Origin of the sequence: Mycobacterium sp. SM3041 (assembly GCF_039668335.1) — a bacterium.
Lineage (GTDB): Bacteria > Actinomycetota > Actinomycetes > Mycobacteriales > Mycobacteriaceae > Mycobacterium.
Map to the genome: position 1 here is coordinate 178,716 of NZ_JAYXBQ010000044.1, position 14,417 is coordinate 193,132.

Consider the following 14,417-nt stretch of genomic DNA (forward strand, 5'->3'; position numbering starts at 1 on the left):
GCACCATACGACTGTATATATACGCATGTATAGTTACGGAGCGGTGGCGACCATCACACCTCGTCACGACGACGATTAGGGTGAAGGCATGGCGGGCTCGACACGGCAGCGGAATGTGCGAGGGCAGGGCGCGCTGCTGCGTGACGAAATCCTGGCCGCCGCGATCCGGGTCGTCGACTCGTCGGAGTCCACGAACGAGGTGTCGTTACGCAGCATCGCGCGTGAAGCCGGCATCTCGAACATGTCGGTGTACGCCCATTTCGACAGTCGCGAGGACGTGCTGGCCGCCGTGGCGGAGCTGAGCTGGGATCAGGTGAACCAGGACATCGCCGATCAGGTGCAGAGCGGCAAGACGCGGCGAGAGCGCCTACTGCTCGGCTGCCGTGCGTATGTCGCGTTCGCCCAACGCTTTCCGTTGCGATACGTCCTGATGGTCAAAGTCGACGAGATCACCCCGTCGGCGCGCCAGGCGCTCGAGGTGGTGACGCGCGGGTTGCTGGCCGCCGGCGGCATGGACCCCGACTCCGAGCCGGGGCCCGACGCGAAGCGGGTGGCCGCGGCGCTGTCGGTCGCGCTGCACGGCGTCGCGATGCTGCACCGCACCGACACGCCGCATCTGTGGATGAGCGATTTCAGCACCTGCGAAATCATCCAGACCATGGTCGACGCGGCCATCCTGCAGCTCGAGCAGGCGGCCGCGGCGCCGCGGCCGTAGCAGCTACTTCTTCTTGGCTTCGCGCCAACCCCGTTCGAACGGCAGCCGCCAGGCGTTGGGCGCAATCAGTTGGTGAATGGCGTTGGGGCCCCAGGTGCCGGGCTGGTAGTTCTTGACCGGCGGCGGATCCGCCAGCAGCGCAGCCGAATTCGCCCACAGGGACTCGATGCCCTCGGCAGTGGTGAACAGCGTGTGGTCGCCGCGCATGGCGTCGAGGATCAACCGCTCGTAGGCCTCCAGTACCTGGTCGGCGCCGTCCGCCTCGGTGGCCGAGAACTGCATCGAGAGCTTCTCGAGCTTCATGCCCGGCCCGGGCCGCTTGCCGTAGAACGACAGTGACACCTTCGAGTTGTCGGCCAGGTCGAAGGTCAGGTGGTCGGGTCCCTGTGACCCGACGCCCGAACCCGACGGGAACATGGTGCGCGGCGCCTCCTTGAAGGCGATCGAGATGATGCGCATGCCCTCGGCCATCTTCTTGCCGGTGCGCAGGTAGATCGGCACGCCGGCCCAGCGCCAGTTGTCGATGCCGACCTTCAAGGCGATGAACGTCTCCGTATCGGAATCCCTTGCCACGCCCTCGAGTTCGCGGTAGCCGGTGAACTGGCCGCGAACGACGTCGGACACCTTCACCGGCAGCATGGACCGGAAGACCTTGTTCTTCTCCTCGCTGATGGCGCGCGGTTCCAGCGCCGTCGGCGGCTCCATCACCACGAAGGCCATCACCTGGAACAGGTGGGTGACCACCATGTCCTTGTAGGCGCCGGTGCTCTCGTAGAAGTTGGCGCGGGCGTCCAGCCCGAGCATCTCGGGAATGTCGATCTGGATGTGGTCGATGAAGTTGCGATTCCAGATCGGCTCGAACAGGCCGTTGGCGAACCGGAACGCCAGGATGTTCTGCGCGGCTTCCTTGCCCAGAAAGTGGTCGATCCGGAAAATCTGTGCCTCGTCGAACGTTTCGTGCACGAAGTTGTTGAGTTCGACGGCGCTGGCCAGGTCGGTCCCGAACGGCTTCTCCATGACGACGCGGGAGCGCTCGACCAAGCCGGCCTCGTCCAGCGTCGCGATGACGGCGCGCGCAGCTTTGGGTGGCACCGAAAGATAGTGCAGGCGGCGCACATTCGGGCCCAGCTTCTTCTCCGCCGCGGCCACCGCCGCCGCCAGACCCGACGGCCCGGCGCTCTGCGGGACGTAGGTGAGCGTCGCGGCGAACCGTTCCCACTGTTCGTCGGTCAGGTGGTGGCTGCCGAATTCGTCGATCGCGGCCTTGGCCAGCTCGCGGAACTCGTCGATCGTCAGGTCCTCCAACGAGGTGCCGACGATCTGGATGTCGGGTGCCAGTTCGGACTGGTCCAGATAGGCCAGACCTGGCAGCAGTTTGCGTTTGGCGAGGTCGCCGGTCGCGCCGAACAGCACGATCACGTGTGGATCGACGGCGACATCGTCGTGGCGGTTCGGCCGCGAGCCGGGCGCCGGGTACGAGATGGTCTGCGGTTTGGTGTTCGCCACGATCCGCATGATTCCACCGCTGCCGGGTCCGCGCAGGGCCTAACCCGAAGAAGGCCCGGTCACCGTGGTGACCGGGCCTTCTTCGTGAACTGTCAGTCGAGCTGGATGTACTTCACCGTGACCGGCTGCGCGGGCTTGCCGTCGCCGCCGCCGCCCTCGATGCCGTTCTGGGCGATCTTGTCCAGGGTGGCCAGGCCGGTGGCGTCGACGGTGCCGAACGCGGTGTAGCCCGGAGGCAGCTGCGAGTCCTGGTAGACCAGGAAGAACTGGCTGCCGTTGGTGTTCGGGCCGGCGTTGGCCATCGCGAGCGTGCCGCGCGGGTAGACGACCGGCTGGCTCAGCGCGGGGCTGTCGGGCTGGTACTGGTTGGTCGGGTACTCGTTGGCGAACTGGTAGCCGGGGCCGCCCATGCCGGAGCCCGTCGGGTCACCGCACTGCAGGACGTCCAGGCCGCCCTTGGTGAGCCGGTGGCAGGGGGTGTCGTTGAAGTAGCCCTGCTGCGCCAGGCTGGCGAAGCTGTTGACGGTGCACGGCGCCTTGGCGTTGTCGAGCGTCAGGCCCAGGTTGCCCTGATTGGTGCTCATGCTGGCCGTCACCGTCGGCGGGGTGGTCGGGATCTTGCCGGTGCGCGGCGGGTTGACCTTCTTGCTGGCCTGCTCCGACGACGCCGGGTACTGGCAGTTCTCACCGAGGCCGGCGGGCGCCACGAACGGCGGCAGCTTGCCGTCGGCGGGCGGGTTCTGCGCCGGGGCGGTCGAGCTCTCGGTCGATGCCGAGGCCGTCGCCGACGAGGAGTCGGAGTCCTTGTTGAGATAGATGACACCAAAGACGGCGCCGCCGATCACCGCGAGCACCGCGACCACCGACGCGGCGATGGTGATGATGCGCTGCTTGCGGGCCTTCTCGGCCCGGCGCTCCAACTGCCGTTCCAGCTTGCGCTTGGCGGTCTCCCGCCGTTGTTCATTCGTCGGCACCGCCGAAGCCCTCCTCGTCACGGTCGGGGGAATTGCCCCGACGTACAGCTGGTCGGCACCGAGTGTGCCAGGTCACCCTGAGACGTTCTTGAGCTGGTCCAGCAGCGCCTGCGGATCGGGATGAAGCAGCACGGCGTCCCCGATATCGGTGCCGTTGAGCAGAACCGTCGGCGTCGAGTTGATGCCCGAGCTCTTCACCGCGCTGTTGACCATGTCGCGGTACTTGCCGCCGGTGATGCAATCGGCGACCGAATCCGGGGCGCCGGCCTTCTTCGCCTGTTCGACCAGCTCGTCGTCGGCCGGGAACGTCTGCGCCGACTCGTCGGGTTGATGCGCGAACAGCGCGGCATGGAATCGCTGGAACGCCGCGGTGTCGGCGTCGGCCACGCAGTACGCCGCCGCGCCGGCCCGTACCGAGTACGACGTCAGGTCGCCGCGGCCCAGGATCGACACCATGGTGTAGTCCACGGCGACGCGGCCGTCGGTGATCAGCTTGCCGATGGTCGGGCCGTAGACCTGCTCGAACCGGCCGCAGAACGGGCACAGGAAGTCCTCGTAGACCGTGAGCGTGGCCTTCGGCTCGGAGGTGCCCGGCTTGGTGGCAACGTTGGGCGCCGCGAGGCGGATCGAGCGCAGCGGCGTCGGACCGGAATCCGCGGACGATGTCTCGGCAGCACTCCCGACGGGCGCGTTTTTGTGCCGAAGCACGATGACGGCGGCGACGCCGGCCGCGACCAGCGCGATGACGGCGATCACGGCGAACATCACCCAGCCGGTGCGGGACTTCTTCGGTGGCGGAAAGCCCGGAACGTATTGCGGCGGCCCCCACGGTCCTGGCTGCGTCATGGAGGCAGTTTCCCACGTGGGAAAATGGCTGCGTGTTGTTGACGGGGTTTCCGGCCGGGATGTTGCAGTGCAACTGCTACATCCTCGCGGCGCGCGCCGGGTCGGACGCCATCATCGTCGACCCGGGCCAGCGGGCCATGGGCCGCATCCGCGAAATCCTGGATGAGAACCGGCTCACCCCGTCGGCGGTGCTGCTCACCCACGGCCACGTCGACCACATCTGGTCGGCGCAGAAGGTGGCGGACACCTACGGCTGCCCGGTGTACATCCACCCCGAGGACCGGTTCATGCTGACCGATCCCATCAAGGGGTTCGGTCCGCGGCTGGCGCAGCTGGCGTTCGGGGTGCTGTTCTCCGAGCCCAAGCAGGTCGTCGAACTCGACCGCGACGGTGACAAGCTCTACCTGGGCGGCATCACCGTGACGGTGGACCACACGCCGGGGCACACCCGGGGCTCGGTGGTGTTCCGCGTGACCGACGGTCCCGCCGAACTGGCATTCACCGGCGACACCTTGTTCAAGCAGTCGGTGGGCCGCACCGATCTCCCGGGCGGCAGCGGCCGGGACCTGCTGAACTCGATCGTGACAAAACTGTTGGTGCTCGACGACGACACCGTGGTACTACCTGGGCACGGCCCACAGACCACGATCGGCGCCGAACGCCGTACCAACCCATTCCTCGAAGGCTTATCAAGTTGAGCGATTTTCAGGCGCCCAAGGGCGTCCCGGATTACCTGCCCCCGGACTCGGCGGAATTCGTCGCGGTACGTGACGGACTGCTGAACGTCGCGCGGTTGGCCGGGTACGGCCACATCGAGCTGCCGGTCTTCGAGGACACCGCGCTGTTCGCCCGCGGTGTGGGTGAGTCCACCGATGTGGTGTCCAAGGAGATGTACACCTTCGCCGACCGTGGTGACCGCTCCGTCACGCTGCGGCCCGAAGGCACCGCCGGCGTCATGCGCGCCGTCATCGAACACGGGCTGGACCGCGGCGCGCTGCCGGCCAAGCTGCGGTACTCCGGACCGTTCTTCCGGTACGAGCGGCCGCAGGCCGGCCGGTACCGCCAGCTGCAGCAGGTGGGTGTCGAGGCCATCGGCATCGACGACCCGGCGCTCGACGCCGAGGTGATCGCCGTCGCCGACGCCGGCTTCCGCTCGCTGGGCCTCGACGGCTTCCGCTTGGAGATCACGTCGCTGGGTGACGACACCTGCCGCCCGCAGTACCGGAAGCTGTTGCAGGACTTCCTGTTCAAGCTCGACCTCGACGAGGACACCCGGCGCCGCGCCGAGATCAACCCGCTGCGGGTTCTCGACGACAAGCGCCCGCACGTCAAGGAGATGACGGCCGACGCCCCGGTGATGCTCGATCACCTGTCGGAGGCCGCCAAGGAGCACTTCGACACCGTGCTGGCGCACCTGGACGCTCTCGGCGTGCCGTACGTCATCAACCCGCGCATGGTCCGCGGCTTGGACTACTACACCAAGACCACGTTCGAGTTCGTGCACGACGGGCTCGGCGCGCAGTCCGGCATCGGTGGCGGTGGCCGCTACGACGGCCTCATGAAGCAGCTGGGCGGGCAGGACCTGTCCGGCATCGGTTTCGGCCTCGGTGTGGACCGCACGGTGCTGGCGCTCAAGGCCGAGGGCAAGACGGTGGCGTCACCGGCGGCTGTCGATGTGTACGCCGTGCCGCTGGGTGCCCCGGCCAAGCTGGAATTGGCGAAGATCGTTGCGGCCCTGCGTGGTTCGGGTATCCGCACCGACATGTGTTACGGCGACCGCGGCCTCAAGGGTGCGATGAAGGCCGCCGACCGCTCCGGCGCCAAGGTGGCCCTGGTCGCCGGTGACCGCGACATCGAGGCCGGCACCGTGGGCGTCAAGAACCTGTCGAACGGTGAGCAGGTCGACGTGCCCATCGCCGACGTCGCCGCCCGAGTGGCCGCACTGCTTCCTTAGCTGCGTATTTTGGGGCCGCTCGTCAGCGCTGGGTGGCCCCAAAATGCACATCCCACACGGCGTGTCGGTGTACAACACGGCCGCTCGCGGGATGGCGTCGGTGGGTCAGTGGGTCATGCGGCGGAGCATGCCGTCGCGCAGCGTCAGCGTGTGGAGCAGGATGGCGCCGACGTGTGCCGCGATGGCGGCCACCAGCAGGTAGGCCACCACTGAATGTGCCTGCCGCAGAACGCCGTACAGGTCGCCGTCGAAGGGGACGAGGCCGGGTAGCGTCAGCCCGAAGGCCCGCACCGGGGTGCCCGAGGCCGACACCATGGCCCAGCCGACCAGTGGCTGTGCCAGCAGCATGGCGTACATCGCCAGCTCGGACCCGGCGATCAACTTGCCTTCCAGCGGTCCCACCGTGTCGGGCCACTTCGGCGGCTTGTGGGTGAATCTGTTTGCCGCCCGGACGATGACGATGACCAGGATGCTGATGCCCAGCGTCATATGTACGGCGACCAAGGCACCGTGGGAACCGATCCGGTTGGTCATGGTGAAGCCGATCAACAACGCGGCGAACACGGCGACCGCGGTCAGCCAGTGCAACACGCGGGTGCGGACGGGGAAGCGGCCGGTCATGGCACAACCTGAACGGCCGGAGCGGTTTTCGGTTCGATGGTCCGGGCCCGGTACGACCCGGCGTACACCGCCGACCGCGCGCTGAGCAGCGGGTCGTCGGACGGTTCGATGCCGTCGGGCAGGACCAGCGGATCGAAGTTGATGTCACGGGCGTTGCCGGCGGCATCGGTCTGGGCTTCGGTGAGGGTCAGGACGCCCGCGTCGATGACCTGCCGGTCGGCCGGCCACGGCAGCGTCGGGTCGGTCGGATCGCCGTCCCGTCCGACCGTCAGTCGCAGTTTCCACTGCAGCGGAGTCTCTTTCAACTGCAGGATCAGCGCGTCGAACAACGCGTTGGGATCGTCGGACTTCGGTGGCAGCGCCGTCTGCTGCGGTACGAACGACCAGCGGACCGGCGTGCGGACGCCGGCCTGGCTCACCAGATAGAACTTGTGCAGACCCGCGAATGTGCTGTCGGCGAAACCGGGCGTGGGCGGGCTCTTCTTGACCAATGCCATCGCGGCCGCGGTCTCGGGGTGCCGGCCGAGGAAGTCGGCCATGAGCTTCGGGTCGGGCTTGCCGTCGGCGACCGGTTTGGAGGCCAGCAGCCGGTCGTAGAAGCCCTGCGGTGAATTGTCGAGGAACACCGGGATGTTGAGCATCGCGGTCCGCCACTGGCCGGGGCCGGGGAAGCCGATGGCCAGGCCGAGCCCCCGTGCCGCGCCGGGAGTATCGGCGACGGTCGGGTTGCCGCCGGCCAGCGAGAACCGACCGGCGACGGGCGTCTCACCCGCACCGAAGACCGCGGCGCGGGACAGCGCGGCGGCGTTGCCGTTGCTCATGAAATGGCCGACTACCGAGACCCCCTTGGCGTGGTTCTTCCGGAAGCCGGGGTGAGCGCCGAAGACGCTCCGGAAACCGTCCAGGAAGGTCTGGCGGGTCAACGTGCCGGCGCGGCTGGTGTACGCGACGAGTCCGAGGTCGACGGCGAGGAACGCCCCGACGGCGCCGAGGCCGACCAGGACCGAACGCCGGGTCAGGGGGGTACCGCGCCAGGATGGGCCGTCCATGACCACCACAGGTACCACAAACTGCTGTGGCAACATCTGCGAACGTGCGGGTACTGGTGCAGCGGGTGACGTCGGCGCGGGTGACTGTCGACGGGCAGACCGTCGGTGAGATCACCCCGAACCCTCAGGGCCTGGTGGCGCTCGTCGGTCTGACGCACACCGACGACGCCGCGGTGGTGCGCAAGATGGCCGACAAACTGTGGCGGCTGCGCATCCTCGACGGCGAGCTCAGCGCCGCTGACGCCGGCGCCCCGATCCTCGTGGTCAGTCAGTTCACGCTGTACGCCGACACCGCCAAGGGACGCCGGCCGTCCTGGAACGCCGCGGCTCCCGGGCCGGTCGCCGAGCCGCTCGTCGACGAGTTCTCGGCGGCGCTGCGGGCGCTGGGCGCCGAGGTCGCCACCGGACGGTTCGGCGCCCACATGCACGTCGAGCTCGTCAACGACGGGCCGGTGACGGTGCTGCTGGAGCTGCAGGCGGGGTGATACGTCTGATGCAGGGTGTAACAGTCCGGTACGGTCAGTCGATATGACCGGCATGCGTAAAGCGACAGTCAAGTTGTCAGTGGTGTGTGGCGCGGCAGCAGTGGCGGCCGCTGGGCTGATGGCGCCGGTGGCGTCTGCCGCCCCGGCCGGCCACGAGGTCCGGTACACGCTGTCGGTGGGCGGCCCGGCCACCTTCGACCTGCTCTATCTGGTCAATCAGCCGGCGAACAAGGCCGCGTACAACGCCGACGCCTACGCCTACCTCAAGCGCGAGACGGTCACCGTCGGTCCGGACGCCCCGTGGGTGTTCACCACGACGCTCGCCGACCCGCAGTGGGCCATCTTCACCGTCAGCAGCACCACGCACGGTGGCCAGGCCGCTCCGGACTCGACGTGCGACATCGCTGTCGACGGGCAGTCGGCAGCGCACCAGACCGCGCCGTACAACGTGCAGTGCCAGCTCGGTCAGTGGTAGTCCGCTAGCGGCGGCTCGCCCGCCGGTTGGCCTTCTCGATCGCGTCGACCAATTCGTCCTTGTTCATCGTCGACCGGCCCCGGATGTCGAGCCGGCGCGCGACGTCCATGAGATGTTTCTTGGTGGCCTGGGTGTCAACGCCCTCGGCGGTCTTGCCGCGGGCGTTGGGCCCGCCGCTGCGCGCCCGCTCGTCCGAGGGGCCCTTGTGGTCCTTCTTCTCCCAGTGGTCGCCGACCTTCTCGTAGCTGTGCTTCAGAGCTGAGTACGCGACGCGGTGGGCGCGTTCACCTTCGCCGTATTCCTCGGCCGCCGAGTCGTGCGCTTTCGCAAACGTGCGTTGCGCCTTGGGACTCGACTTCTGCAGTGTGCTGGGCAGCTCACTCTTCTTGGCTTGCCCTGTCTTCGTGGTCTTCGGCATGACACTCCTCCTCACGGTGTTTGATTGGTGTCCGAATCGTCGTCCACGACGGGGAAGAACGAGGCGTCCTCCTCGGTGTCCGGCCGGACCGGACCGCCGAGCACATCGGGCTCCTCGGCGGCGAGCTTGTCGTCGAGTGATTCGCCCTGCTCGGCTTCGTCTTCGAGCAGACCGAATTGATCGGCTCCATGCCAGCCTTCGGGTGGCTCGACGGTTTGGTCACCGTCGCGGTTGTGCAATTCGTCGGAGTCGGTGGACTCGCTCGGGGTGAGCATGTTGTCGTCAGACATCAGGCAGGCACCGCTTCCGTCGCCCGGTTCCAGGTCCGGTGCCGCCGGATCGTGTCGACGAACGCCTCGATGAACAGTTCGTCGAGCGAGCCGCCATGCGACGTCGTCGTGACAACGCCTCTGTCCGTGTGGGTTTCGGTCAGCCCGGCGGATTCGGGATTGATCCCCGCGGCGCGCAGCAAGCCGATACCAGCACCGAACGCGGCGACGGGCTTCAGGTGCTTGTAGGCCTCGGCGACGAAATGGACTGCCGAACCGTCTTGCGCGAGCAGCTCGACGGAGTTCTGCGGTCCCGGCACCAGCACCGCGTCGTACAGCGTCGACGACGTGGTGTTGAGCCCCAGATCCACGCCGAGTTCCTGGCCGGTGTCGGTCGCGATGGTGCCGCCACCGATGAGGCCGACGATGTGGACGGTGGCGCCCAACTCCCTGAGCGCGGCGGCGGTCCGTTCGGTGCCGCGCAGGTCCACGCCGTCGGCGGCCAGGACGGCGATCCGGCGGCTGACGATGGAATCGGTCGCGGTGTTCATCTGCGACAGCGCCGGCGACGGCGTCACATGGTCGGGGACGGCGACCTCGTCCGGTGCCAGCAGTCCGAGCTTGGCGGCGACCCGCTCGGCCAGCTCGTGGTCGATCATGTTGAGCTGTGCGATGACTCGTTCACGGATGCCGGTCTCGGGGCCGACCTTGCCGAGTTCGAACGAGAATGCGGCGACGATGTGGTCCTTCTCGACGGTCGACATGCTCAGCCAGAACATCCGGGCCTGGCTGTAGTGGTCCTTGAAACTCTCTGCGCGGCTGCGGATCTTGTGACCGTCGACGCGTTCGGTGTAGTGCCGGTAGGCGTCTTCGTCGGCCAGCGCGGGACACCCACCGCCGAGGTTGTTCTTGAGGTAGCTCGTGGCGCCCTTGGGGATGGTGTGCTGGCCGTAGCCGTCGCGCTGGTTGTTGGTCACCGCTGCGATGGGCCGGTTGACCGGCAACTGCGCGAAATTCGGCCCGCCCAAGCGGATCAGCTGGGTGTCCAGGTATGAGAAATTGCGCAGCTGCAGCAGGGGATCGTTGGTGAAGTCGATACCGGGCACCAGATTGGCGGTGTGAAACGCGACCTGTTCGGTCTCGGCGAAGAAGTTGTCCGGGTTGCGGTCGAGCACCATCCGGCCGACGGGGATCACCGGAACCCGTTCCTCTGGAACAAGTTTGGTCGCGTCGAGCAGATCGAACGGGAAGGCGAACTCATCAGATTCGGGGATCAGCTGAACGCCGAGCTCCCACTCGGGGTATTGGCCGGCCTCGATGGCGTCCCACAGGTCGCGGCGATTGAAGTCCGGGTCCTTACCGGCGATCTGCTGGCATTCCTCCCAGAGCAGTGAGTGCACACCGAGTTTCGGCGTCCAGTGGAATTTCACGAAGACGCCCTCGCCGGCCGCGTTCACCAGCCGGAAGGTGTGCACGCCGAAGCCCTGCATCATCCGGTAGCTGCGCGGCAGGGCGCGGTCGGACATCAGCCACATGATGGTGTGAAGCGTTTCCGGCTGCAGCGACACGAAGTCCCACAGCGTGTTGTGGGCAGATGCGGCTTGCGGAATCTCGTTGTGCGGCTCCGGCTTCACCGCATGGACGAAGTCGGGGAACTTGATGCCGTCCTGGATGAAGAAGACGGGGAAGTTGTTGCCGACGAGGTCGTAGTTGCCCTGCTCGGTGTAGAACTTGGTGGCGAAGCCGCGGACGTCGCGTACGGTGTCGGCGGAGCCGCGGGACCCCGCGACGGTGGAGAAGCGCACGAACACCGGCGTGCGCAGGCCCGGCGTGGTCAGGAATTTCGCCGTGGTGAAGTCGGCCAGCGAATCGTCGTACGGCTCGAAGTACCCGTAGGCCCCCGCGCCGCGTGCGTGCACGACCCGCTCGGGAATGCGTTCGTGGTCGAAGTGGGTGATCTTCTCCCGCGCGTGGAAATCCTCCATCAGGGTCGGGCCGCGCTCACCTGCGGTGAGGGCGTCGTCGGTGTGCGGAACCCGCACCCCCTGCTGGGTCGTCAGATACCCCGCGTTGTTGTCGACCCGCGTGGCCTCGAGTTGCTCTTGCTTTGCATTCGATGTTTCGTCCACCGTGTCTGGTTACCCAGCGCGATGGTCAACAAACGCGGCGGTGGTTCGCCGCGGGCGTGACCTGCTTGACGAACTCGCCGATGTAGTGGATCGCCCGCCGCCCTTCGGGCAGGACGGGAGCGGCAAGCGGAAAGTCGTGAATCTGCCCGTCCCACATGTGAAGTTCGCACTGTGCCCCCGCGGCGGTCAACCGCTCGTACATCAGTTCCGCGTCGGGCCGGAGAAACTCGTCGCTGCTGACGTGGATCAACACCGGCGGCATCCGGCGCAGGTCCGCGTCGACGGGCGAGGCGATCGGCTGCCCGGACGGATTCTTCTCACCGTGCGCGGCGACGTAGCGCATGAACGACGTCATGGCGCGTGCCGTGAACATGGCGCACCGGTCCTTGCCGCTGGGGGATTTGTCGCGCGGGTTCAGCGTCGTCAGAGGGGAGATCGCGGCCACGCCGGCAGTGGGCGGGTTACCGTCGCGAAGTAGATCGGCGGCCGTCTGCAGGGCCAGATATCCGCCCGCCGAATCGCCTGCCACCACGATGTCGGACCAGCGGTAGCCGCGGCGCAGCAGCCAGCGGAGCCCGTCGGCCGCGTCGGCCAGTGCCGCCGACAGTCCGTGGTTGGGCAACATGCGGTACCCGACGTTGAGTACCTCGGCCTCGGCGCTGCGGGCAAGCCGGGCGGCAATGGCGCGGTGCGTGTTGAGACCGCAGGTGAGGAACGCGCCGCCGTGCAGGTAGAGGATGGCGCGTCGGGCCGACGAGCCGGCGGTGCCGATCAGTTCGGCCGGACAGGAGGGCAGGCGGACGGGCTGCACGGTCGCCGAGCTCGGCAGCGGTGCCAGTGCGGCGACCTGATCGATGGAGCTGAAGGGCCAGCGCAGGTTTGGTTGCAGAGCCCACATCCGCACGATGTTCTTGACGAACACCCGGCAGACGGCGCCGATTGCCTGGGATTGTGGGCTGCGGCGGCGGTGATGGTGCCGTACTCCCTGGTCATGCCGGGTATTTCGCATTGTGATCAACTCCTGAGCACTCGGTACCCATGCCAGATCTTGGTGAAACGTTGCGCCAGAGAAGGTTTCCGATGCGCGCAGACCAGGTATGTCGGTAGTGCCGGATTGTTCAACGGAATCAAGCATGTTTGGAGGAATGGCGTATGACCACGCACATCGATACCGGCTCCGACACCGGCGTCTTCACCGGAACCGCTGACAAGGACTACAACCTGATCTGGTTCGTGGAGAGCTGCCTGAGCAACGCGCTGCGCATGGAACGCTACTGTGCCGACGCGGAGCGCCAGGGCGATACCGAACTCATCGACCTGTTCAAGCGGGCGCAGAAGGAAAGCCGCAAGGGCGCCGAACAAGGCAAGGCGCTGCTCGCGAATCGCCTGGTGTGACGGACTTCGATCACACCTGACAACACCGCAACGCAAGGAGGAAATACCTTGGGAGAGAACAAGAGTGGCCCCGAAGAGGGTATCAAGGGCACCGTCGAGGGTGTCAAGGGCAAGCTGAAGGAAGCCGCAGGCAGCGTCGTGGGCCGGGACGATCTGGTCCGTGAGGGACAGGCCCAGCAGGACAAGGCCGACGCCGAACGCGATGCGGCCAAGCATGAGGCGGAAGCCGAGTCGGCGCGCTCCGGCGCGGCGGCCGCTGAGAAGCGCCAGCAGCAGAACCAGTGAGCCAGAACGGCCCGGCCTCCTTCAACCGTGGGAGGCCGGGCCGCTTCTTGTGCGAAAACTATTGTGCGCGAGCGGTATCGTTGCGTCCGCTGTTCTGCATCGCCAATGGCACCAGCACCCAGAACGTGCAGAAACCGGCCAGGCCGATGCCGCCGGCGACCCAGCCCGCCACCTGGCCGGCGACGGTACCGAAGATCAACTCGGTCACGCCGGTCAGGGCGATCCCGAGCAGCAGCAGACCGTAGAAGGCGCAGCGGTGTGCCGCGGCGACGATCAACGACATGCGTCGCTGCCGAAACAGGATGCGGTGCATGCCGACTGGGGCGATCAACAGAATCGTCGATGCGACCGAGAAACCGACGGTTGCCAGGTAGACCGCCTGGCTCTGGTCATCCAGCGTGGAGAACCGCTGTTGGAACGGCAGGGTCAGCAGGAAACCGGTGAGCAGCTGTACTCCGGTCTGTGTGACGCGAAGTTCCTGCAACAGGCTCGACCAATTGCGGTCCAGCCGTTCGATTTCGGTCTCGTGACGGGCCATCCGGTCCCAGCGCTGGTCGGATGGTCCCTCGTCACCGTGCTCGCCCGTCATCAGACACATCGCTCTTGCGCCGAACTGTTTCCTTGTCGACGACGATGATGCGGTCGCCGGGCCCTGAACCGTAGAAGCTGAAGATGTCTTTGCCGGGCGAGGAGTCCACCTGGATCTCACGGACGGTGAGCCAGCGGCCACCGGCGGGGTCCTCGATGACGTCGCCCTTCGTCACGTCCGCGGGGCGGACGGCCTCGACCTTCGTTTCAGCGGCCATCGGAACCCCTTTCCTGTCAAGGCGTTTCGAAGGTCAACGTGAGCACGACGAACCCGGCGATCAACAGGGCCCAGGCGACCAGCGGGACGACGATGCCGCGCCGGGTACGTGCTGTCACGAATGAGATCGCGATGGCCAGTACGGCGACCACCGGTGCGCCGTACTCGATCAGCCCGAATACGAACGGGCTCGGGCCCAGCTTGGCGCAGGTACGTTCGGAACACCCAGCGGTCGCCAGAACCTGGGCGTACTGATACAGGATGATGGCGAGGGCACCTGGCACGGTGAGGCCGGCCAGTACCCAGTTGATGACGGTGCGTCGCCGGTGTCCGGCTTCCTGTGCGTCTGCATCGTGTTGCGCGATCGCCCCGGCCTGGACCTCAGACATCGACACCTCCCGGGTGGTAGCGGTTTCCTTGGGACTGTCTGTTGAGGGCGTACCCGGGCGGCCGAACCGCGAAACGCCTGTTTCGTCCGGTACCTCACGGGT

General features: G+C 67.0%; 19 protein-coding genes. 7 read left to right on the forward strand and 12 right to left on the reverse strand.

Going from position 1 to position 14,417, the window contains the following annotated elements:
- Nucleotides 1-88 precede the first annotated feature (88 nt).
- Nucleotides 89-715 carry a TetR/AcrR family transcriptional regulator gene (locus VXD91_RS13040; protein WP_318984466.1) on the forward strand — a complete coding sequence of 209 codons (627 nt, stop codon included), beginning with the start codon at nt 89-91 and terminating at the stop codon, nt 713-715.
- A gap of 3 nt (nt 716-718) precedes the next feature.
- Here the strand turns inward: VXD91_RS13040 and zwf are convergent, their stop codons facing one another.
- The 3 genes from zwf to VXD91_RS13055 all read right to left on the reverse strand — a co-directional run bounded on the left by zwf (nt 719) and on the right by VXD91_RS13055 (nt 4,041).
- The gene (gene zwf, locus VXD91_RS13045) at nt 719-2,221 is read right to left on the reverse strand and encodes a glucose-6-phosphate dehydrogenase (protein ID WP_318984620.1); all 1,503 of its coding nucleotides are present in this window, start codon (nt 2,219-2,221) and stop codon (nt 719-721) included.
- A gap of 92 nt (nt 2,222-2,313) precedes the next feature.
- Nucleotides 2,314-3,195: a peptidylprolyl isomerase gene (locus VXD91_RS13050; protein WP_064859001.1), complete on the reverse strand. Its 882-nt coding sequence runs from the start codon at nt 3,193-3,195 to the stop codon at nt 2,314-2,316.
- A gap of 72 nt (nt 3,196-3,267) precedes the next feature.
- On the reverse strand, nt 3,268-4,041 hold the full coding sequence (locus VXD91_RS13055) for a thioredoxin domain-containing protein (RefSeq protein ID WP_082934690.1): 774 nt from the start codon (nt 4,039-4,041) through the stop codon (nt 3,268-3,270).
- Between the two features lie 32 nt (nt 4,042-4,073).
- Here VXD91_RS13055 and VXD91_RS13060 point away from each other — a divergent pair, with 32 nt between their 5' ends.
- Together VXD91_RS13060 and hisS are read left to right on the forward strand one after the other, a co-directional pair.
- Nucleotides 4,074-4,739 (forward strand): MBL fold metallo-hydrolase, encoded by a 666-nt coding sequence (locus tag VXD91_RS13060; RefSeq protein WP_064859003.1) that lies wholly within the window; start codon nt 4,074-4,076, stop codon nt 4,737-4,739.
- A complete protein-coding gene (gene hisS, locus VXD91_RS13065; protein WP_346415690.1) occupies nt 4,715-5,995 on the forward strand; it encodes a histidine--tRNA ligase in 1,281 nt (426 codons plus the stop codon). Before VXD91_RS13060 ends, hisS begins: the two co-directional genes overlap by 25 nt.
- A 105-nt stretch (nt 5,996-6,100) precedes the next feature.
- Here hisS and VXD91_RS13070 read toward each other — a convergent pair whose 3' ends face one another.
- The gene (locus tag VXD91_RS13070) at nt 6,101-6,616 is read right to left on the reverse strand and encodes a cytochrome b/b6 domain-containing protein (protein ID WP_318984470.1); all 516 of its coding nucleotides are present in this window, start codon (nt 6,614-6,616) and stop codon (nt 6,101-6,103) included.
- The gene (locus tag VXD91_RS13075; protein ID WP_346415577.1) at nt 6,613-7,665 is read right to left on the reverse strand and encodes a catalase family peroxidase; all 1,053 of its coding nucleotides are present in this window, start codon (nt 7,663-7,665) and stop codon (nt 6,613-6,615) included. The genes VXD91_RS13070 and VXD91_RS13075 overlap by 4 nt, the downstream gene beginning before the upstream one ends.
- 44 nt (nt 7,666-7,709) lie before the next feature.
- Here VXD91_RS13075 and dtd point away from each other — a divergent pair, with 44 nt between their 5' ends.
- Together dtd and VXD91_RS13085 are read left to right on the forward strand one after the other, a co-directional pair.
- Entirely contained in the window at nt 7,710-8,150 is a 441-nt protein-coding gene (gene dtd / locus VXD91_RS13080) for a D-aminoacyl-tRNA deacylase (RefSeq protein WP_346415691.1), read from the forward strand.
- A 52-nt stretch (nt 8,151-8,202) separates the two neighbouring features.
- The gene (locus VXD91_RS13085) at nt 8,203-8,625 is read left to right on the forward strand and encodes a hypothetical protein (protein WP_110767286.1); all 423 of its coding nucleotides are present in this window, start codon (nt 8,203-8,205) and stop codon (nt 8,623-8,625) included.
- A 4-nt stretch (nt 8,626-8,629) separates the two neighbouring features.
- On the opposite strand, the gene VXD91_RS13090 is transcribed toward VXD91_RS13085, so the two are convergent.
- The 4 genes from VXD91_RS13090 to VXD91_RS13105 are packed head-to-tail and all read right to left on the reverse strand — an operon-like array spanning nt 8,630 to nt 12,450.
- Nucleotides 8,630-9,043 carry a ChaB family protein gene (locus VXD91_RS13090; protein ID WP_318984472.1) on the reverse strand — a complete coding sequence of 138 codons (414 nt, stop codon included), beginning with the start codon at nt 9,041-9,043 and terminating at the stop codon, nt 8,630-8,632.
- An 11-nt stretch (nt 9,044-9,054) separates the two neighbouring features.
- Nucleotides 9,055-9,333, reverse strand: coding sequence for a hypothetical protein (locus tag VXD91_RS13095; RefSeq protein ID WP_346415578.1), 279 nt, complete (start codon nt 9,331-9,333; stop codon nt 9,055-9,057).
- On the reverse strand, nt 9,333-11,441 hold the full coding sequence (locus VXD91_RS13100) for a catalase (protein ID WP_346415579.1): 2,109 nt from the start codon (nt 11,439-11,441) through the stop codon (nt 9,333-9,335). The genes VXD91_RS13095 and VXD91_RS13100 overlap by 1 nt, the downstream gene beginning before the upstream one ends.
- Nucleotides 11,442-11,466: 25 nt before the next feature.
- A complete protein-coding gene (locus VXD91_RS13105) occupies nt 11,467-12,450 on the reverse strand; it encodes an alpha/beta hydrolase fold domain-containing protein (RefSeq protein WP_346415580.1) in 984 nt (327 codons plus the stop codon).
- A 143-nt stretch (nt 12,451-12,593) separates the two neighbouring features.
- Between VXD91_RS13105 and VXD91_RS13110 the strand changes: the two genes are divergently transcribed.
- Together VXD91_RS13110 and VXD91_RS13115 are read left to right on the forward strand one after the other, a co-directional pair.
- Complete coding sequence (locus tag VXD91_RS13110; RefSeq protein ID WP_318984476.1) at nt 12,594-12,836, forward strand: hypothetical protein; 243 nt, start codon at nt 12,594-12,596, stop codon at nt 12,834-12,836.
- Nucleotides 12,837-12,884: 48 nt separating this feature from the next.
- The gene (locus tag VXD91_RS13115; RefSeq protein ID WP_318984477.1) at nt 12,885-13,121 is read left to right on the forward strand and encodes a CsbD family protein; all 237 of its coding nucleotides are present in this window, start codon (nt 12,885-12,887) and stop codon (nt 13,119-13,121) included.
- 58 nt (nt 13,122-13,179) lie between these two features.
- On the opposite strand, the gene VXD91_RS13120 is transcribed toward VXD91_RS13115, so the two are convergent.
- Genes VXD91_RS13120 through VXD91_RS13130 form a run of 3 tightly spaced genes read right to left on the reverse strand, consistent with a single transcriptional unit; the run spans nt 13,180 to nt 14,315 of the window.
- Nucleotides 13,180-13,710, reverse strand: a complete 531-nt coding sequence (locus VXD91_RS13120) for a DUF6328 family protein (protein WP_318984478.1) — start codon at nt 13,708-13,710, stop codon at nt 13,180-13,182.
- On the reverse strand, nt 13,691-13,927 hold the full coding sequence (locus VXD91_RS13125; RefSeq protein WP_346415581.1) for a hypothetical protein: 237 nt from the start codon (nt 13,925-13,927) through the stop codon (nt 13,691-13,693). Before VXD91_RS13125 ends, VXD91_RS13120 begins: the two co-directional genes overlap by 20 nt.
- A gap of 16 nt (nt 13,928-13,943) precedes the next feature.
- On the reverse strand, nt 13,944-14,315 hold the full coding sequence (locus tag VXD91_RS13130) for a hypothetical protein (RefSeq protein WP_346415582.1): 372 nt from the start codon (nt 14,313-14,315) through the stop codon (nt 13,944-13,946).
- Nucleotides 14,316-14,417: the final 102 nt, after the last annotated feature.